Origin of the sequence: Ancylothrix sp. D3o (genome assembly GCF_025370775.1) — a bacterium.
In the GTDB taxonomy this organism is placed as follows: Bacteria; Cyanobacteriota; Cyanobacteriia; order Cyanobacteriales; family Oscillatoriaceae; genus Ancylothrix.
In genome coordinates this window covers 40130-61249 of sequence record NZ_JAMXEX010000012.1, presented here as the reverse complement: position 1 = coordinate 61249, position 21120 = coordinate 40130, and the positions used below count along the sequence as shown (strand labels likewise).

General features: G+C 43.7%; 14 protein-coding genes. 8 read left to right on the top strand and 6 right to left on the bottom strand.

Annotation, left to right across the window (positions count from 1 at the left end; translation table 11 throughout):
- On the top strand, positions 1 to 3560 hold a 3560-nt coding region (locus tag NG798_RS18815; RefSeq protein ID WP_261225242.1), incomplete at its 5' end, for a CARDB domain-containing protein.
- A gap of 56 nt (positions 3561 to 3616) precedes the next feature.
- Here the strand turns inward: NG798_RS18815 and NG798_RS18810 are convergent.
- Positions 3617 to 4435, bottom strand: coding sequence for an Rpn family recombination-promoting nuclease/putative transposase (locus NG798_RS18810; RefSeq protein WP_261225241.1), 819 nt, complete (start codon positions 4433 to 4435; stop codon positions 3617 to 3619).
- Between the two features lie 97 nt (positions 4436 to 4532).
- On the opposite strand from NG798_RS18810, the gene NG798_RS18805 reads away from it, so the two are divergent.
- The gene (locus NG798_RS18805) at positions 4533 to 7061 is read left to right on the top strand and encodes a tetratricopeptide repeat protein (protein WP_261225240.1); all 2529 of its coding nucleotides are present in this window, start codon (positions 4533 to 4535) and stop codon (positions 7059 to 7061) included.
- 46 nt (positions 7062 to 7107) lie between these two features.
- On the opposite strand, the gene NG798_RS18800 is transcribed toward NG798_RS18805, so the two are convergent.
- Both NG798_RS18800 and NG798_RS18795 read right to left on the bottom strand, forming a co-directional pair.
- Positions 7108 to 7653: a peroxiredoxin gene (locus NG798_RS18800; RefSeq protein ID WP_261225239.1), complete on the bottom strand. Its 546-nt coding sequence runs from the start codon at positions 7651 to 7653 to the stop codon at positions 7108 to 7110.
- Positions 7654 to 7728: 75 nt separating this feature from the next.
- The gene (locus tag NG798_RS18795) at positions 7729 to 8319 is read right to left on the bottom strand and encodes a peroxiredoxin (RefSeq protein WP_261225238.1); all 591 of its coding nucleotides are present in this window, start codon (positions 8317 to 8319) and stop codon (positions 7729 to 7731) included.
- Between the two features lie 198 nt (positions 8320 to 8517).
- Between NG798_RS18795 and NG798_RS18790 the strand changes: the two genes are divergently transcribed.
- From NG798_RS18790 to tsaB, 5 genes are all read left to right on the top strand, one after another.
- Entirely contained in the window at positions 8518 to 9750 is a 1233-nt protein-coding gene (locus NG798_RS18790; protein WP_261225237.1) for a class I SAM-dependent methyltransferase, read from the top strand.
- Between the two features lie 329 nt (positions 9751 to 10079).
- On the top strand, positions 10080 to 11657 hold the full coding sequence (locus tag NG798_RS18785; protein ID WP_261225236.1) for a serine/threonine-protein kinase: 1578 nt from the start codon (positions 10080 to 10082) through the stop codon (positions 11655 to 11657).
- Between the two features lie 268 nt (positions 11658 to 11925).
- Positions 11926 to 12999 (top strand): WD40 repeat domain-containing protein, encoded by a 1074-nt coding sequence (locus NG798_RS18780; protein ID WP_261225235.1) that lies wholly within the window; start codon positions 11926 to 11928, stop codon positions 12997 to 12999.
- A 154-nt stretch (positions 13000 to 13153) separates the two neighbouring features.
- Entirely contained in the window at positions 13154 to 14848 is a 1695-nt protein-coding gene (locus NG798_RS18775) for a serine/threonine-protein kinase (RefSeq protein ID WP_261225234.1), read from the top strand.
- 37 nt (positions 14849 to 14885) lie between these two features.
- Positions 14886 to 15533, top strand: coding sequence for a tRNA (adenosine(37)-N6)-threonylcarbamoyltransferase complex dimerization subunit type 1 TsaB (gene tsaB, locus NG798_RS18770; RefSeq protein ID WP_261225233.1), 648 nt, complete (start codon positions 14886 to 14888; stop codon positions 15531 to 15533).
- A gap of 307 nt (positions 15534 to 15840) precedes the next feature.
- On the opposite strand, the gene NG798_RS18765 is transcribed toward tsaB, so the two are convergent.
- The 3 genes from NG798_RS18765 to NG798_RS18755 all read right to left on the bottom strand — a co-directional run bounded on the left by NG798_RS18765 (position 15841) and on the right by NG798_RS18755 (position 19063).
- Positions 15841 to 16908, bottom strand: a complete 1068-nt coding sequence (locus tag NG798_RS18765) for an ABC transporter permease (protein WP_261225232.1) — start codon at positions 16906 to 16908, stop codon at positions 15841 to 15843.
- Positions 16909 to 16985: 77 nt separating this feature from the next.
- Positions 16986 to 18134, bottom strand: coding sequence for an AI-2E family transporter (locus NG798_RS18760; RefSeq protein ID WP_261225231.1), 1149 nt, complete (start codon positions 18132 to 18134; stop codon positions 16986 to 16988).
- 89 nt (positions 18135 to 18223) lie between these two features.
- Positions 18224 to 19063 (bottom strand): Npun_R2479 family HD domain-containing metalloprotein, encoded by an 840-nt coding sequence (locus tag NG798_RS18755; protein ID WP_261225230.1) that lies wholly within the window; start codon positions 19061 to 19063, stop codon positions 18224 to 18226.
- A gap of 457 nt (positions 19064 to 19520) precedes the next feature.
- Between NG798_RS18755 and NG798_RS18750 the strand changes: the two genes are divergently transcribed.
- Complete coding sequence (locus tag NG798_RS18750; protein WP_261225229.1) at positions 19521 to 21101, top strand: efflux RND transporter periplasmic adaptor subunit; 1581 nt, start codon at positions 19521 to 19523, stop codon at positions 21099 to 21101.
- The last annotated feature ends 19 nt before the right edge of the window (positions 21102 to 21120 follow it).

Sequence of the window (21120 nt, the reverse complement as noted above, 5' to 3'; positions counted from 1 at the left end):
GAATAACTGTTACAGATGTAGACTCAGCTTCTTTGGCCGGTGCAACAGTCAGCATTACAAATTTCCAAGCAGAAGATATCCTGAATTTTACAGCACAAAATGGCATCACCGGCACTTATGATCCAGCCACCGGCACGTTAACTTTGACAGGAAATGCAACAGTTGCACAATATCAAACAGCACTGCAATCTATTACTTATCAAAACAACAGTGAAAACCCAAATACAACAGCACGAACACTGAATTTTACTGTCAATGATGGAACATCAAATAGTGTGGCTGCAACACGCACAATAAATATTACGGCTGTAAATGATACACCGGCACTCACAGCCACAGCCACAGCATTAACCTACACAGAAAATAGTGCAGCAATAGCAATAGATTCAGGAATAACTATTACAGATGTAGACTCAGCAAACCTGAGTAGCGCAACAGTCAGCATAACAGGATTCCAACCAGAAGATGTGCTGAATTTTACAGCACAAAATGGGATCACCGGCACTTACAATTCAGCCACCGGCACCCTAGCGCTGTCAGGAAATGCAACAGTTGCACAATATCAAACAGCACTGCGTTCGATCACTTATCAAAACACCTCAGAAAATCCAAATACCACCCTACGAACACTGAATTTTAGTGTCAATGATGGCACATCAAATAGTAACAATGTTATACGAACACTACAAAATACTGCTGTAAATGATGCACCGGCACTCGACCTCAACGGTGTAGCAACAGCAGGCATTAATTTCGGGCCGGTTCCCTTTACTGCTGGGGGTGCAGCCGTTGCTATTGTGGATACTGCAAACCTATCTGTTAGCGATATTGATAATGCTAACCTTGCCGGTGCAACTGTTACTATTACAAACGTGCTAGACGGTGCAAACGAACTGCTGGCGGCAACAACAACCGGCACCAATATTACGGCAAACTATCTAAATGGAACGCTGACTTTAAGTGGTAACGATACCCTAGCAAACTATCAGCAAGTGCTACGGAGTGTCACCTATCGCAACACCGCCGCAAGTCCAAATACAACAGCGCGGACGATTAATTTTGCAGTCAATGATGCCGGTGTTGTAAACAACCTCAGTCCTACCGCTACATCAACGGTAAATATCACAAGTAATACAGTTGACTTACAGTTAACTCAAGCCGTAAGTAATCCTGCGCCTACCGTTGGAAGCAATCTCACATTTACGGTAAGTCTCACAAATGCAGGAACCGGCCCAGCCACCGGTATCACAGTTACCGACAAATTACCTATTTTTGGACAAACGGTGACAGCCACAGCCAGCACCGGCACTTATACAAACGGCCTATGGACAATTCCCAGTTTAGCTGCCGGTGCGAGTGCTACTCTTACCTTTAGTGGCACGGTTTCTGTTTATGGCACCATCAGCAATTTTGCACAGGTGACAGCGCAAGGTCAAACAGATGTAGACTCAACGCCAAATAACTTTATCGCCACAGAAGACGACCAAAGTTATATCAAAGCAGATGTCGCACTTCCGACAAGTTTGCCGCTGAGTGTGGTGGCCGGTGGGACGGGGGGTTTTGCGTTGAATGGCAACCCAGGGGGCTCTGGTTTCAGTGTCAGCGCTGCCGGTGATGTCAACGGCGATGGGTTAGATGATGTAATTATTGGTGCACCCAATAGCGCAGCCGGCGGGCCAACGGCTGGGAATGCCGGCAGGGCTTATGTAGTGTTTGGCAAAATTGATAACACCGCTATCACTCTCAGTAGTTTAGGAACCGGTGGTTTTCAAATCGTAGGTTTTAATGGGGGTGCCGGTGGGGGAACGACCTTTGCCGGTTGGTCGGTTAGTGCAGCCGGTGATATAAATAATGATGGTTTTGATGATTTGATTGTTGGGGCGCCGGATGCCGATCCTAACGGAGTTATCAACTCAGGTTCGGGTTTTGTTGTCTATGGAAAAACTACCACTACAGCCGTAAATTTAAGCAATTTAACCGCCGCCGCCACTACTGAAGGGTTTGCAGTTAACGGTGCAGTGGCTTCTGCTGCCGGAGTAGCTGGTGATCGCACCGGCAACTCGGTAAGCAATGCTGGTGATGTCAATGGGGATGGTATTGATGATGTGATTGTTGGTGCGTGGCGTAGCACTGTTGGGGGCAATAATCAATCAGGGCGAGCTTTTATTGTCTACGGAAAAGCAAGCAATACAAACGTTAATTCCAGCAATCTTGGTACTGTTGGCAATACTGAAGGTTTTGCAGTCACCGGCATAGGTGCTGGTAATTTTGCCGGTGTTTCTGTAAGCAATGCTGGTGATGTCAATGGCGATGGTTATGATGATGTGATTGTGGGAACTCGCGTTGTTGCCGGTGCGGCTGCGGTCGGTGGCCAATCTTATGTGGTGTTTGGCGGGCCAAATATTAATGGTGTTTTTGCTTTAAATACAATTGGCACCGGTGGGGCTAACCCTAGTGGTTTTGTTATTGGCGGTATCAGCCCTAACCCTTTCCCAGGAGGAGCACCAACTTTGGCCCTTCAAGCTTTTAGCGGTGTGAGTGCTGCTGGGGATGTCAACGGTGATGGTTTTGATGATTTGGTGACTGGTGTTTATCCTGCTAATGGTAATGCCGGCGCTGCTTATGTGGTGTTTGGCAAAAATAACACGAATGCCGTCAATATGAATACGCTGGGTACCAATGGTTTTGTGATTAATGGTATCGCTGCAAATGATCAAGCGGGTATTTCTGTCAGCAATGCGGGGGATGTTAATGGCGATGGTTTGGATGATTTAATTGTGGGTGCACGAAATGCCAATACCACCACCGGCGCTGCTTACCTCGTCTATGGTAAAACTGGCACGGATGCTGTCAATTTAAATGCTTTAACCGCCAGCCAAGGTTTTGCTATTCCTGGCACTACCGCTGCGGATCAGGCGGGCCGGTCTGTTAGTGGGGCGGGGGATGTCAACGGTGATGGTTATGATGATTTGTTAATTGGTGCCTATGGTGCTAATACAAATGCCGGTCTGTCTTATGTTTTATTTGGAGGTAATTTCACAAATTCTGTTGCCAACTCTGGCGGTACAAATGCCGAGTTATTCACCGGCACTGCTGCTGTAGACCGCTTATTTGGTGCCCAAGATAACGATACCTTAATTGGTGGTGGCGGTGCGGATGTTCTTAATGGTGGTGCCGGTAATGATGTTATCTCTATTGCAGATAATACTTTCGGGCGTATTAGCGGCGGTAGCGGTACGGATACTTTAAGGTTGGATGGTATCAATCAAGCCTTAAATTTAACGACCATTGCCAATAACAAAATCACCGGCATTGAGTATATTAACCTCAATGGAAATGGCAATTCTTTGAGTTTCAACCGGCTCGATGTTTTGGATTTATCCGACACCACAAATCGCTTAATTATTGATGGTATTGCCGGAAATTCTGTTACGTCAGCCGGTCAAGGTTGGACACCTGCCGGTACTGTTATTATCGGAGCAAACAGTTACAACGCCTACAATAATACAGCGGGGGGTGAGTTGTTAATTAGTGCCGGCATTACAACAACTATTTCGTAGGCCGATATATGTCCACCGCGTCAAGGTTTCGGTGGACTGAGCATCGAGCTAATTTGTTAACCGGCCTGCCTTACTTGTTCAATGTCTAGTTTAAGTATGGCAGCTATTTCTTCAACGCTAAAACCTCGCGCCAGTAGCTCTGGAATTACTTCTAGCTTGCCTTCTAGCTTGCCTTCTAATTTGCCTTCTAATTTGCCTTCTAGCTTGCCTTCTAGCTTACCTTCTTCCAGAATTTCTTGACCAAATCGTGTTTGTTTCAAATCATCAAGTCCTAGCATTTCTTCCAACTCCTCTCGACTCAAAGTAGGGAATTTGTACAGCACTATTGTTTGGATCAATTCTAAAACATTTTTCTGGAATGCTTGGTCTTTTACCTCCTGTTTTGTTTGTTCTAGCAATTCTTTTGCTCTGGCTGCTGCTTTGGCTTCTGCCATCACAATTAATTGCAGTATTCCCACTCCCAATGACGTTGTTTCTTCTGGCAGTTCTTCTAAATACACTCGCGTCACTTTTGGGGAATTCAGCAATTCTTGATAAGGTTCTATATTGCTGGGTTCAAAACTCCGCTGTTTGTAAATAACTACTGCACGCCAGGAAGCTGTGGGGTTATTTTTATTGAGATACAAAAACACTTCCGCAAATAAATTTGAGTAGGTGTTTTCGTCTTTATAAAATTGCACTTCAGTGAAATACACCGGCAGTTTTGATTCTGGATCTACCGGCACAAATAGTCCATCTATGCGAAAGGCTGTCTGTTTTAATTCTGGTGATTCAAAACGATAAGCCTCTGCTGTGGATGCCGGCATTCCTATCAACTCAAAGAAGCTGCTGGGTAGTTCCTGAAAAAGCCGGTAAAATAAGGGATCTGTTTTCATTATAATTGGCAAACACCCTGTCTTATGTTATCCTAACAGAAAATCAACTAAAAAAGTTCCATTTTAATTATTTTACCTAAAAAATCAAGACAAAACAATGGCAAATTCACCTAAAAAAGGCTTTGGCAAACAACCGCCTAAACAAGATGTTAACAAACTATTTGCAACCGCCGTTAGCTACCACCAACAACAATTATTTGAGCAAGCTTTAACAGCCTATCAACAAGTCCTCAATCTTCAACCCAACCGCATTGAAGCCTTAATAAATCTCGGTAGCGTTTACAAAAATTTAGGCCATATTCCCGAAGCCATAAACTGTTACCGCCAAGCCCTAAAACTTAATTCCGATAGTGCCGAATTGTGGTATAATTTGGGCAACACTTTACAAACTCAAGGCAATTTTGATGAAGCCATAAATGCCTACCGGCAAGCTATCAAACTCTCACCAAACTTAGCAGCAGCTTATTTTAATTTAGCTAAATTATTGCAAGAACAAGAAAACTATACCGAAGCCGCAGAATATTATCGGCACACAATCCAATTACAACCCAATCTTGCCCGCGCCTACACCAATTTAGGCAACACTCTCAAAGCTTTAGAACAACTAGATGAAGCCATTTCATATCACAAAAAAGCCCTTGAAATTCAGCCAAATTATGCAGAAGCTTATTATAATTTAGGCAACGCTTTAAAAGCCAAACAGCAATACCCAGAAGCTATCAAAGCCTACGACTCCAGCCTGCAACTCAACCCCAATTTTACCGAAGCCAAATTAAACCTCGCTTCCACTTACGAAACTCTCGAAGAAAACGAAAAAGCCGAGAAAGTTTTAAAACAGATAATCAGTCAAAATCCCACCTCAAAATCTGCCCATTTCAGCCTGGGAAAACTCTTACAAAAAAGAAAAGAATACAGCACAGCCGCAAGCCATTACCTCTATTGCTTACAACTCGAAAACGAGGATAAAGAAGCCTTAGAAGCCCTTATCACCTTATGGCAAATTCAGCGGAAATATGAAGAAGCCATCAGCTTTTTAGAAACCTCAATAAACCGGCACAGCCAAAACGCTCTCCCCTATTATTATCTCGGTTCAATTTATAATGAAATGGGCCGGTATAATGATTCTATTCCTGCTTTGCGTCAAGCCATCCAACTAGACTCTAAACTCGCCGTCGCCTATAATAATTTAGGCTACGCCCTCAGTCAAGTTAGCCAATTAAGCGAAGCCATTACCGCCTGTGATGAAGCCCTAAAAATTAAGCCCGAATTAGTAGCAGCTTGGGTTAACAAAGGCTACGCTTTAAATAACAAAGGTTGTGTACAAGAAGCCGGTGAATGTTTCCGCGAAGTCCTAAAACTTGAGCCTAATTATTACGTTGGACACTCTAATTTCTTGTATTCTTTAAATTACGATTCAGCCAACACGCCAGAATTTATAGCCAACGCACACCGGCAATGGGGAGAAGATTTTGCCGCCAATATAACCCCCCCAAAAACTTATCCCAATCTCCGAGATCCTAACCGAAAATTACGCATTGGTTACGTTTCCCCAGACTTCCGCCAGCATTCGGTTGCCTATTTTATTGAGCCGGTTTTACAACACCACAATAAACAAGAATTTGAAGTTTTTGGTTACGCCAATGTTTCCCTCCCTGATGCAGTTACAGATCGCCTGAGAAGTTTAACTGATCATTGGTGTGATATTTCTCAAATCTATGATGATGATTTAGCTGAAAAAATACAAAAAGATGGTATAGATATTTTAATCGATTTAGCCGGCCACACCGGCAACCACCGCCTCCTAACATTCCTCCACAAACCGGCGCCGGTGCAACTAACTTATCTGGGATATCCCAACACCACCGGCACTAACAGAATAGATTATCGCCTTACTGATAATTGGGCAGATCCAGCCGGTTTAACCGATGCTTATTACAGCGAAGAATTAATACGTTTACCCCGTTGTTTTCTCTGTTACAAGCCGGCACCAAACGCCCCCCAAATAAGTGAATTACCGGCCAAAACTATCAACCGTGTAACCTTCGGATCTTTCAACAATTTACCCAAAATTACCCCAGAAGTAATTGCCCTTTGGTCGCAAATTCTCCACAGCGTGCCCAACTCTCGAATTATCCTCAAAATTCGCTGGTTTGATGATGAAAAAACCCGCGAAAGATACTTGAAAATGTTTGCAGAAAATGGTATAAAAAGCAATCAAGTAAAGTTAATAGGTTTAATTCCTGACAGCAGCCACCACCTAGCATTTTACGGCAACATTGATATTGCTCTTGATCCGTTTCCTTATCACGGCACCACTACAACTTGTGAGGCATTATGGATGGGAGTTCCTGTTATTTCATTAGCCGGAAATACCCATGCAAGCCGGGTGGGAGTCAGCCTGCTTTCTACTGTAGGAATGTCGGAATTAATTGCAACAACAAAAGAAGAATATGTAAGCAAAGCCGTGAATTTAGCAGGGGATTTAAACAAGCTTTCTGAATTAAGATCACAGATGCGAGAAAGAGTAGCATCATCGCCCTTGTGTGATGCTGTATCCCATACCCAAACTCTCGAAGAAACCTATAGAAATTTGTGGCAAAGATATTGTTTATCGTTCCCAGGTTGAGCCTGGGAACCCAACTCAAAAGGCTGTCTAATTGTCAATAGAAAAATTATTTAACAGCCTCTAACTCTGCCAATAATTTATCAACAGAAGCATTAGTATCCAAAAAAGAAAATAAATGTCGATAGCGTAACTTGCCTTGAATATCTAACACAAACTGCGCCGGCAAAGGAGCGCCCAAAGCTTGGCCGGTCGCATATTTACGAAATACAAAACACTTCGGATCACTCAACAAAGGCATCTTTAAATTCAAATCTTGCACGACTATTTTACTTTGCCGTTCATCTGTACTTGTAATCATCAAAACTTCCGCCCCCGCCTCTACGAACTTTTCATAATTTTCGTTCAGCGCCTTAATATGCGGGTAGCAAAACGGACAATACTGCTTTTCTGTAAAAATGCGAGTAAATGCCAAAATCACCGGCATTTTACCTCTATAAGACGATAACTTTATACGATTTCCACCCGTAATATTAGGCAACTCAAAGTCTGGCGGGCAGACTTCCATATAAAGTTGATCATTAGCGGGAACAGGCAAAAAATTTTGAAAAAAACGCTCGTTAAATAAACCTGAAAAATCTGTTGAAGTAAGCATAATTTAGGTAATTGGTAAGAGAAACTCGGTAATGGCAAAATCCGATTACCGATTTCCCATTACCACTTTCCTAAATTATACCGAAGCAAAGAAAACTTTAGACTTCACCGGGTCAGGAGTCATGGTTTTATCACCAGGCTGCCAGCCGGCGGGGCAAACTTCATCCGGGTGAGATTGCACATACTGAATTGCTTGTAGCGTCCGTAGAGTCTCATCTACGTTGCGACCAAAAGCCAAGTTATTGATCGTAGCGTGTTGAATCACACCATCTTTATCAATAATAAACAAGCCACGAAGCGCAATTCCTGCATCAGGATCTAGCACATTATAAGCAGTGCTAATTTCTTTTTTGATATCCGAAACAAGCGGATAATTTAAATCACCAACGCCGCCCGATTTACGGTCTGTTTGAATCCAAGCCAAGTGAGAAAATTCGCTATCTACGGACACACCAAGAATTTCGGTATTGATGTTTTTGAAATCTGCGTGCCGGTCACTAAATGCTGTAATTTCAGTCGGGCAAACAAACGTAAAGTCTAAAGGATAGAAGAACAAAACAACATATTTGCCACGATAGTCAGACAGTTTAATCGTCTTGAATTCCTGATCGACCACAGCCGTAGCGGTAAAGTCAGGGGCAGTTTGCCCAACTCTGAGGCATTCCATGAACCGTTTCTCCTTCAATGGTAATCTAGTAGTCGTGCCAGGGCGACGGCAAGGCAGCTTTAGCTTACCCGCACGCGCAACCGCTGTATATTTAAGAACTGTAACAACTATATCATACTCATTACGATTTTGAGTAGAGGAAATAGGTAACTGGCGAGTGGCCGCTGGCTCAAGCATACGAGCGAACACAAGATTAAAATGAGAAAAATTTTAAAAACAGTCAAAAAAACGCTATTTTTTCCAAAAAATAACTTATCCTCAACCACAGGAAATCTGCCTTTTACCTACTATATTGACTCGCCAAATCTTAACGCAGAAATCACCTCAACTTTTGTCATAATTCGCGGCTGGATCGCCGCACTTTGCCCCATAGAAAACTGCACGATTTGCAACACCGGCATCCCCCACCAACTGCTAGGAGAAGAAAGCCGGCCTGATGTCGTAAAAGCTTATCCTGGGCAATACATTTTTGGTTTTAGACATTTAATAGCCATTCCTGCACTCGCCCCTGAAACATCCTGGTCAATTTCTTTTATTTTAAATCAAACCTCCTATAAAATTGCCATTCCCTTCACTGTTGCTCAAGCATCCATTGAGGCTTTTTGGAAGCTTAAAAGCCAAAAACTTAAAAAACTCCTACCCACCTTTCGCTGTCCTGTTTGTAGCGCCGAAAACTTAGAACATTTAGCAACAACAATTAACTGCCCAAATTGCCATTCAACCTTTAGCCATAATCAACTCCACTATAACTTTCTCACCCCAGACCTCATAGAATACGCCAAAATCAAACCCACAGACAACATTTCCACCACCGGCTACGATAATATCTCCCAAAACATCATAAAAAAATTCTCCGACGGATTAATACTAGACAACGGCTGCGGCGTAAAAGACTACTATAACGTAGCTAACATAATTAACTTTGAAATCGTCGGCTATCCCTCCACCGATGTAGTAGGAGTTGGCGAAAAACTGCCGTTTAAATCTAACATTTTTGATGCCGTTTTTTCCTTTGCCGTCCTTGAGCACGTCCGCAACCCCTTTGAATGCGCCAAAGAAATAATGAGAGTCTTAAAACCCGGAGGTACTCTGTATATTCAAGTGCCTTTTTTACAACCTTTTCATGGCTATCCAGACCATTATTACAACATGACAAGTAGCGGCTTAAAAAACCTCTTTGATAACAACATAGAAATCCTAGAAGCCGGCGTGCAAGATGTTGGTTTACCCATTTGGGCATTAACTTGGTTTCTCAACAGTTATATTCAAGGATTACCACCCAACATTGCCGAAGAATTTAAAAACATGAAAATTGGCGAACTTCTCGACCACCCCAGCAAATATTTAAACAAAGAATTTGTTACCCAACTCAGCCCTACCACCAATGAAAAATTAGCCAGCGTTAACTATTTAATTGGTATTAAAAAGTAGGTTAGGTTCTACAACTCAACAAGAAAACAGAAATTGCCCTGACAACTAAGTAAAAATGCTGAAAGCGTTAGGGCGTAACTAGACAAACATGAAAAGCGGAGGATGTGTTAAGGTAAGCGGGGAAAAACAAAAAAAACAATTAGCCTTCAGTAGCCAACAGCTTCAAAACCAAATTCCCCTTGGAGAAACAAAACATTAAGCAGCCAGCCGTTTAAACCGGTGGCTTGACTATCTGTAATCAGTTTTAAGTTTGATAACTTTTTTGTCTTGTTACGCTACAAACGATTGAAAAGCCTTACCATATATTTACTTGCGGATTTATTGCCAGTATGAGCTATTGCCTGAATCCCCACTGCCAAAAGCCCCAACAAAACCCCAGTGATGCAAAATTTTGCCTGAGTTGTGGCGAAAAAATTATCTTAGGCGGAAGATATCGAGCCATCGAACTGCTCGGCGCCGGTGGTTTTGGCAGAACATTTTTAGCCACCGACGAACAAAACTCCCACCGCCCTCGCTGCGTTATTAAACAATTTTTTCCTCAAGCTCAAGGCTTTGTTAATACAGTCAAAGCAGCCGAGTTATTTCGACAAGAAGCCTTCCGCTTAGAAATTTTGGGAAAACACCCCCAAATTCCCCAATTACTCGCGCATTTTGAACAAGAAAAACAGCAATATTTAGTTCAAGAATTTGTAGAAGGGCGCAACCTTGCCCAAGAATTAGCCGAAACCGGATCATTTAATGAAATCAAGATTCGTAAACTCTTAAAAGATTTGCTGCCGGTGTTGCAATTTGTTCACAGCAACCAACTCATTCACCGCGATATTAAACCAGAAAATATTATTCGCCGCCGGCAGGATAAACAACTGGTATTAGTAGATTTTGGCGCAGCAAAACTCGTAGACAAAAGCAGCTTACAAAAAACCGATACCATTATTGGAACCGCCGCCTACACAGCCCCCGAACAACTGCGAGGCAAAGCAACCTTTGCCAGTGATATTTATAGTTTAGGCGTAACTTGTGTGCATTTGTTAACGCAAATGTCACCCTTTGACTTATTTGATAACCGCGATGGAAATTGGGCCTGGCGAGATTATACAAGGCAAATAATTAGCGACCAAATAGGGCAAGTTTTAGATAAAATGCTCGAACCCGCCCTCAACCGCCGCTATCTGTCCACAGCCCAAGTTATTAAAGCCTTAAACCCCAGTTTGTCGCAACCGGCAACACCAGCCCAAAATTTAGCTTTTCCCCTCCAAAAACAACGCCTAGAAATTTATCAAGCCTTGCAAAGTGTCCTTGGCTCTCATCAGCTAAAAGTGCAAGTCAATTTGGCAAAAAATTGCTTAACCATAGTTTTGAATCGGCCAGAAAATAACCCCGTAAATTATGACTTGCTGGCAGGGGAAATCAAACAAAAATTAAATGCTTTAAAGCTGGGAAGCAACGAAGTCAAAATCTTTGGGAGAATTAATAATAATCCCGTCAGCGAGTGGCAATGTGTCTGGAAAATCAATTCTCCCAGCCAGCCCAAAAAACCACCCCATTCTAGCCAAAACCAACCAACATCAACCAAAAAAACCAAATTTGGCAAAAAACAAAACGAATTGGTAATGGACGGGTTTATCTTTTTAGCGGTTATTTCAATTTTCCTGCATAGAGTTATTATATTGGAGCCGATTAATAGCTTGAATATTGCTTTTTTTCTGGTAGCAATCAAACACATATTAAGCCGACAACAAGAAATTAAAACAGAAGCGATTTTTCTGCAATTATTAGTCGTTTCCTTTGTCGTTAATATTTTAGACCTTCGCCTAGAGATAAGAAACCAAATAATCGGCGTATTTCTGACAATTTTCTTGGTTTCCCTCCCCGCTTTGTATCTAAAAAAAACAGTCAAACATTCCTAAGCAGAGGAGAATTAAAAACAGCAAACTTTTGGCCGGCAGAATTCAACCCAAATAACAAAAAGCATTTTTCCCAACTGGCACAACCAGTTAGGCACAAAAACGGGAAGAAAAAAACATTGCTTAAATTTCCAAAGGTTTGATAAAATCAGGCGGTAAACAAACGCTCAAAAAGCCGCCATCCAGTCAAACCCTCAATTAAAACGTAATTGAGAAAAAAGGCGTTTTTGGGAAAAAAATAAAGCAAAGCGGGCCGGCCAAACATCCTGATATGTCTCTAAAAAAACAAACCTATAGCTTAATCACAGCCATTCTCATTGCAACAGCCGGCTGCACAAATGAACAAACAAACAAAATACAAAACTCGCCAGTTGCCACCGCCAAAACAAGCAACAGCGAACAAAACTCAGCTAACATACAACTCCTGCAAACCTTTTCCGGGTTCAGCAAAATAGATGAAGTGATCATCACCCCCGATGGACAAAGAGCCATTGGAGCCAGCGATAATGTCAACATTTGGAACATAGCAAACGGCCAACTCTTGCAAAGCCTAAAAGTCAACACAAACATTGATTCACTCGCCATACATCCCAATGGAAAAATGTTAGCAATAGGCCGGTGGGATGGCGCAATTGAACTGTGGGATATTATTGGCGGTAAACGCCTTGCCTCCGTTGCTGGGCATACAATGGATGTCAACGCCCTATTATTTACACCCGATGGAAAAAGCTTAATTAGTGGCAGCGAAGACGGCTTTTTATTCATTTGGGATTTAAGCGCCGGCAAACTGGATCGCACCCTCATAGACAAAAACCAAAGCGGGCAATATTTATCCTCAATCAACGCAGCAACCCTAAGCGCCGATGGCAACACTCTCGTTAGCAGCGATGACAGCTTAATTAAAATTTGGGACTATGAAACCGGCGAAATAGAACGCACAATAAAAGACAGCGAAAAATTCCAAAAAGGCATCAAATCTCTCAGCATTAGTTCCGACGGAAAAATGTTAGCCGGTACAACCTCCGATCTTCTCATGCTGTGGAATCTCGACACCGGCACCGAAACCAACATCGACTTCAAAAACCCACTCGACTATAAACCCACAAACATCACCGCCATCGCCCTCACCCCCAACGGAAAAATTCTCGCCACCGGCTTTCCCAACGGAAAAATAGCCCTTTGGGACGTGCAAACAAAAAAACCCATCCTCAAAGAAATTCAACATACCATCGATCCCACCGCAGCAGTACAAACGCTTGCTTACAACAGCAATGGAACCCTCCTCATCAGTGGCAGTGCTGATGGAATCATCAAAATTTGGCAACTCAAACCCTTTTTAAATTAAAACTTTCCATCTTATTATATTTAAGCCGTCTGTCATCCACAGCAATCGCATTTCCAATCAAAAAAAACTAGCCCTTGAAACGAAAATTGCTATTTTTCTTATGGAAATCTAAAATAAAAATATCATCTACATCTTGTCCAATACATCTTGCCAAATGACATATTGCCTCCATCCTATCTGCCAAAAACCCGAAAATATAGCCCCAGCAAAATTTTGTAAAGCTTGTGGCAGAAGCCTCCTATTAGGCAACCGCTACCGAGCCCTAAAAATTCTCAGCCAAAACAGCACTAGCCGAAGATTTTTAGCCATTGACGAACACCAACCCACAAAACCAAAATGCGTAATCGAGCAATTTTTACCCCTGGGAACCAACGTCCCCATCAGCAAAATTAAGCTAGAAATTGCCGAAATCTTTACCCAAGAAGCAGCCAATTTAGAACTGCTTAATAAACACCCAAAAACCCCAAAAATGTTGGCCTTTTTCCCAAAAGAACAATACCCCACCTGGGTAAAAGAATATATAGACGGACAAAGCATAGCCAAAACTTTAAACAAAACCGGCCCCTATAACCAAACCCAAATCCGAAACCTTCTAGCAGAAGTATTACCCGTCTTAGAATTCGCCCACAGCCAAAACATTCTCCACTCAGATATCACCCCAGAAAACATCATCAACACACCCGAAGGAAAACACATTTTAACCGGCTTTGGATGCGCCCAACTCGCCTATAAAACCGCAAAATTTCGCCCCGGAAGCCGCATCGGCACTCCCCCATATACAGCCCCCGAACAAACCAGAGGACAAACCACCAATGCCAGCGATATATATAGTTTAGGGCTCACCTGCATACACCTCCTCACCGGCATCTCACCCATCAAACTCTACGATAAAAGCAAAAAAACTTGGATTTGGCAAGAAACATTAGGCCAAAATACCATCATCCGAGAACTCGCCTTTCTTTTAGATAAAATGATCGAGCGTTCTTCTGCTGAACGCTATCAATCAATCCGCGAAATTCGACAAGACTTTGCCAGATTACCCGATGTTTTATACGCCTCAATAGACGCATTAAACTTAGACCAAAAGCAATTTATCGTCAAACAAGCCATAGCCAGCGCCCTCCCCGGCAAAAATCTACTTTTCCGAATCGATGTAGATGCAATGACCGGCCAAGAAGTCACAGAAAAAATTTATGAAACCCTGAGAAAATTTACCATATTAGAACTAGAAAAAGCCGCCGTCACCGAAAAACAAATTTTATCAGTTTGGCAAAAACACACCATTCAAATCGTCGAGCAAATGGACGTACCCCAAGAATGGGAAGAAAAAAAAGAACGAGTTATAGGCCAACTAGAAACCCTCCATCAAATCCCAGAAAATACCCAAAAACAAGCCCAACTCGAAATTATAGCCAAAGAAATTTTGGAGATATTATTTGAAAGCATGAGCGAAAAAGAAAAAACAACCTTCTCTGAAAAAGTCGTAGAAGAAGCAGAAAAACAAAATGTCAAAATCGCCAAAAATCAGTTAACCCCTGCTAAAATCAAAGCATTGCTGGGAGGAGGAGCCACCGGCCTGCGCTCAGCCGCCGAGCCAGTAGTGAGAAAAATCATCATCGAAAGATTATCTCAAGGCTTTTTAATACCAATCTTAGCCACCGCCATAGGAATCCAGCAATTTAGAAACTGGGGAATCATTCTTGCCGGCCCCCTCGGTTGGGGATTAGTCATTCTCACCGCATTAGGTAGCGGAGTCTCAGCCGTCGGCAAATATAGAAAAGAACGAAAAAAAGTATTATTTATTCAAACCCTCTTTTCAATTTATACCTACAGCATCAAAGCCCCATAAACCCCAAGTTGTAAAATTTCAAATCCCATCAAACCTAATGTCATTAAACGCCACAAAATACGGCCTTGCCCTTCATACCACCAGCCCCGAACTCGGACTTGCCATCAACAATTTTGCAGAAATTAATCGCGCTCAAACTTGGGATTTAGGGCGCGATCTTTCCACCCAACTGCATCAGCTACTCGCAGAATTTATCAAACCCCAAACCTGGCAAGACCTAGCCTTCCTAGCCGTCGCCAAAGGCCCAGGCAGCTTCACCGGCACCCGCATCGGCATCGTCACCGCCCGCACCCTCGCCCAACAACTCAACATCCCCCTCTTTGCCATCTCCACCACCGCCGCCATCGCCTACCAACAAAAACTCAACAACCCCGCCATCCCCGAAGGCACCGACATCGCCGTCCAAATGCCCGCCCAGCGAGGTCAAATATTCGGATCTATCTATAAAACCTCCCCAAAAGGAACAGGCATTCTCACCCTCTTACCAGACAGCCTCTACAATCTCGAACAGTGGCAACACACCCTCACACACTGGGCCAATCCCTACCACCTCATCTTCGCAGACACCCACACCGCCAGATCCGTCACCAGCCTCCTCCAACTCGCCTACCAAGACTGGCAACAAGGCCAAAACCCCACCTGGGCCGAAGCTCTCCCCTTCTATGGCCAGCACCCCGTCGAATAGCCAAAAAAAAACGCCCATACGGGGCGTTGCCATCAGGGTGCATCTTTTACACCCCCTAGTTTAACAAAATCAAGAGGGGTGTCACCCCCCAACCAGGCAACTTTACACAATCTTTATACAAACCACATTAAACCTTCATAATTTCCCCCTCAAAACTAGCCGCTGATTGTGACATTTAACAAGCCGTCACAAACACCAACCCCGCACCCCCAAAAGATTGCCAAAATGAAATCAAAGAAAAAACCCAAAACCCATTTGCGCCCCGTGCCACCCAGCACGGGCTTTTTATTTTTAATCCTCAATTAACCTACCTTTGTAAACTCCTTGGATCAAGCGCATCTCGCAAACCATCGCCCAACAAATTAAACGCCAAAACTGTCAAAATAATTAGAATAGCCGGTGGCCAAACCAACCAAGGCTGCAACACCAAAATCGAAGCATTCGTCGCCAAAGAAAGCATATTTCCCCAAGAAGGATCAGGCTGCTGAATCCCCAAACCAATCAAACTCAAAACCGACTCCGCCACAATAAAACCAGGCACCGCCAGCGTCGCAGAAATAATCACATAACTAGCAGTTTGCGGCAAAACATGACGCACAATAATATAAAACGGATTTGCCCCCATAGAAAGCGCCGCCTGCACAAATTCCCGTTCCTTAATCGACAAAACTTCACCCCGAATCACCCGCGCCAAACCAGACCAACTAATAAAAGAAGTAATCAAAACAATCAAAAAAAACTTTTGAGCACTACTCAAACCGGCAGGTAAAACCGCCGCCAAAGCCACCAACAAATAAATCCCCGGAATCGTCATCAAAACCTCAACCAACCGCATCAAAAACGCATCAATCCAGCCCCCAAAATAACCAGAAATTCCCCCCACCAACAACCCCAGAGGAAAAGAAATCACAATCCCCACCAACCCAATAAACAAACTAATTCTCCCCCCATGAACCAACCGGCTAAACTGGTCTCGCGCTTGCTCATCAGTCCCCAAAATATTCAACTTCCCATCACCCACCGTGCCAAACAAATGAATATCAAGAGGAATTAAACCAAAAATCTGATATTTAGCTCCCTTCACAAACAAACGCACAGGTGCCGGTTTTTGGCGGTCTTCCAACAACTTGCGATCACCAGTATTTATATCCGTTGGCCCCTGAGTCGTCGGATAAACATGAGGCCCAATAAACTGCCCCGTTTCTGTTGCCCAATAAATCCGAGTTGGCGGAAGCAAAGAGCCATCCGGCTGAGAATCATAGGGATCATAAGGTGCCACAAAATCCGCCGCAATCACCACCAAATAAAATAACAACAACAACCCCGCACCCAAGCGAGCCAGAGGATTTTTTTTAAGCTTTTGCCACCACTTCATAGCAATTTTAGATGTTAGTTTTTAGGTTTTGGATTTTTGAATTCAGAGCTTTTGGGAGTTTTTCAAGGCAATTATTCTTAAGGGCTGGAAATTTTAGATTGAGAACTCTTAGCTGTTTCCTGACTAGAACTCGCCTCCACAAAGTGCGGTTCTTGCTCATCATCAAAAGGATTTTGGAAAAACGAGCCAGTTTGCGGCGGTAAAGTTGGATCAATAACAATTTCCGCCACACTTTTGAGCACACCCGTCAGAGGAATCGCCAAAATTACACCCAGCAGCCCTCCTATCTTAGCCCCCAAGAGCAGAGAAGTAAAAATAATCACCGGAGACAGGCCGGTTAAATTTCCCATAATACGCGGCGAAATCAAATTATCCTTCACCTGCTGCAACGCCACCGACACAGCTAACACCTGCAAAGCCAACCACCAATCAATAAAAGAAACAATTACCGTCACTGTGCCAATTCCCAGAGTCGCCCCCACAAAGGGAATAATTTCCAACAACCCAATAAACACAGCAAACAACAAGAAAAAGGGCACTCGTAACACCAAAAAAGCCACCGTTAAAGATACCGCCATAAACAATCCCAGCAGCAATTGACCAAAAACAAACCGCTGAAGATTGCGCTGCAAAGATTCTGTTAAACCATTTCTAATTTTGAAAGTAAAAATACTCGTAAAATTTCCCCAAACCCTCTCCCCATCCAGCAGCATATAAAAAGATATCACCACAATCAAAATAAAATCCAAAAACCAATTCACCGTGCCCACAACCAACCCCACACCTTTCGCGGCTATCGCCTCCACTTGCGCCTGAAGTCGAGACAGTAATTGCTGGCCTAAAATTCGGACGTCAAAAGGCAAATTTCGCTCCACACTCCACGTCTGAAAATTTGCTAATTGCTCCCTCGCCGACTCCACAAGCGACGGTAAATTAGCCACCAATTGTCGGCCTTGATTAAACACCGGCGGCACCACAGTCAAAGCAATAATCACCAGAATTAACCCAGCAATTAAATATACCAAAGCCGCCGCCAACCCGCGAGGTATAAACTTTTGCAATCTTGCCACCGCAAAATTTAGCAAAAAGGCAATCAACCCCGCCGTAATCAAAATACTCAACAACTCGCCGACATAACTAACTGCCGCTAAACTCGCCCAAGCTGCTAAAAAAATCAGCAACCAAGTAATTAATAATGTTTGTAAAGGGGTAAAAATTTCTTTCATTTGTCATTAGTCATTTGTCATTGGTCATTAGTCATTAGTGGCGCATCTGTCTCGCCTGCGATACCCATCACCTGTTCCCCACTCACCCATTACACCTCTTGAGCTTTTTCGTGTTCCACAACAAACACATTTGAGTAAAGATTGGCAATAATTTGTTTACCGTGTTGCGTCAAAGACAAATAATGTAAAGCATCTTTGACATAGGGGTGTACCCCATTCCAGTAAAACTTCGGGTAATTTTTTCGCAAATCCCCCGGATGTCGATAGTTAAGATATTTATTGGTGCCGGTTTCTTCAAATTCGTAAAACAAGGCACTGATTTTTTTCAAATATCGTGGATCACTCAATTGACCAATTAAATCCGCCGCTCTTACCAACCCCGGATAATTAACAGTATCTTGGTGGTCTTCTTTTGTCGGTACGGGAAAACGAGTTAACTCAATATTGCGTTTAATTACTTCTGCATCAATCAATCTATGACCACCAAAACGCTCATCAATAAACAATTTTGCTCGATCAACATGATAGGGAGTTAACCCCGCATCCGAAGATCCAGGCGGTAAACAAACCATCTTTCCATTTTGGCCGGTGGAATACATTCCATCTTTATCTGACCGGCAAACTCCCTTCACATAACCGATATCATGGCACACCAAAGAAATAATAAAATGCAGCCAATCCTCACAAGAAACTCCCCCCTCACGGATGTGCTTACCCCGTAAAAGTTCTTGGCCAACCAAAGCCACTAAAATTGTATGCTCGACATTATGATAAAGAGCATCACTGTTAGCAATATTTTCTAAAGCCATACCACCGGCCCAGGCAATGATATCTTCATAATCTGGCTTATAACCGCCATAAGTCCGGCGGTATCCATCCCGAAGATTATCTACAAATGTATCAATTAAAAGTTCGGTCGCATTAAACATATTAGAAACTCGCGCTATACTGAGTTAGGTTTAGTTAGATTTATGCTCAAACCTATCGCTTTTTGGCGAAGGCTATCAGCAAAATTTGCCAATCGCTCTGGCTGTTTTCATCCCTAGCATTGTTACAATTGTTCGGGATTAGAATTTGGGGTGCACCCGCGCTTAAATATTCACATAGAAAGTTGTGCTCACTTCAAAATTATTGTTTTCAAAAAATTATTTTATAATTTAATCCGTCTTCCAATGGGTACAATCCAATCGGGGGTATGTGGCCCCTCATTTTGAGGACGAATTGACCCTACAGTAGCATAGTTGGGGCCTTTTTTAGCTCTTAACCTCCTAAAACTCTGGGCAAAACTCACCCTCTTACTGCCTTGTTATATTAAAATAAAGAAATAAATTGCAACATTTCTTTGTGATTCCCAATCACAATCCAGAATAAGCGGGAGGGAGTAGGGTGGCTTACGAAGCTTTCTCAGAATCAGAGCCAGTAGAGCAGTCTGAGCCGGTGGAAAAACCACTGGCCCAGACACCAGAAAACATAGAAGTAAACCAACCAAACCCAACAGCCGGAAGCATTGAGCCTGATGAACCACAAAAAGGCTTGCTTTCTGGTAATCGCGGTTTATTTATAGGATTGGCTATTGGTATCGCCGTTACCATTGGCGCAACAAGATTTTTACCCAACGTCGCCAGCCGGCCCGCCACACAAGCACCACCGGCCCAACTCACCAGTACCGAACCAAAAGCAGGTCAAGCTGTCAGCATTGCTAAGGTAGAAACCGGCCCAGTGGCCCGCAGCCTAGAAACCACCGGCACCGTCGCCGCCTACGATCTTCTCCCCATCTTACCCAAAGCCACCGGCCTGCAAATCAAAGAAGTCTATGTCGATGAGGGCGACTACGTTGAGGCCGGTCAAGTCTTAGCCATCCTTGATAACTCCGTCTTACAAACGCAAATCGACCAAGCCAAAGCCCAAGTAGAATCAGCTAAAGCCGGCGTTTCTGACCGGCAAGCGGCAATTTCTCAAGCAGAGGCCGGTCTTGCTCAGGCAAAGGCTGCTCGCTCAGAAGCAGACGCCGGCCTGGCCCAAGCCCAAGCAAACCTGGCCAAAGCCAAAGCCGACCTCGCCCAAGCTCAAAGCGAACGTGAGCGCTATCAACAACTGGCTAATACCGGCGCGATCAGCCAAATCGAACTCGACAAACGCCGCACCGCCGCCGATACTGCCGCTGAAGCCGTGCGAGTGGCCGAAGCCAACATCCAAGGGGCAGAAGCTAAAATTCAAAGCGCCATCGCCAACGTCGAAAGCGCCCAAGCTAAATTAGAAAGCGCCGGTGCAGGGGTAGAAAGCGCCCAAGCCGAAGTCAGAAGCAGCCAAGCCGGTGTAGACAGGCAAGAAACCCAAATTGAACAAACCCTCGTTCGCGCCCCCGCTGCGGGCAAAATAGCCGAAAGAATAGCCCGCGTTGGCGATGTAACAGGAGGCAATCAAAGACTGTTTACAATCATCCGAAATGGCCAATTAGAACTGCAAGCCAAAGTCCCAGAAACCCAACTTCCACAAATAAAAATAGGCAGTATTGTAAACATAAGCTCCGATGCCGATAGCCGCATCAAAGTACAAGGAACCGTGCGAGAAATCGCCCCCACAATTGACCCCAAAAGCCGCGAAGCCACCGTCGAAATTGACTTACCGGCCAGCGATTTATTAAAACCAGGAATGTTTTTAAGATCCAGTATCACCACTAGCACGGCAATGGGATTAACAGTGCCGGCAAAAGCGATATTACCCCAAACCGACGGCAGCGCAATGGTGTACGTTTTGCAACCGGATAACACCGTTAAATCTCAAAAAGTTGAAAAAGGAGAAATTATTGAAGGTTCCCTTAAAGATTTATCAAACGCCAAAATCGAAATTAAAACCGGCTTAACCCCCGGTCAAAAAGTTGTAGTTGACGGTGCCGGTTATCTCAAAGACGGGGATAAAGTTAAAGTAATAGAACCCCCGCAACCAGTCCCCGACGCACAATTGTAAATCTTCCTTTGTCCTTTGT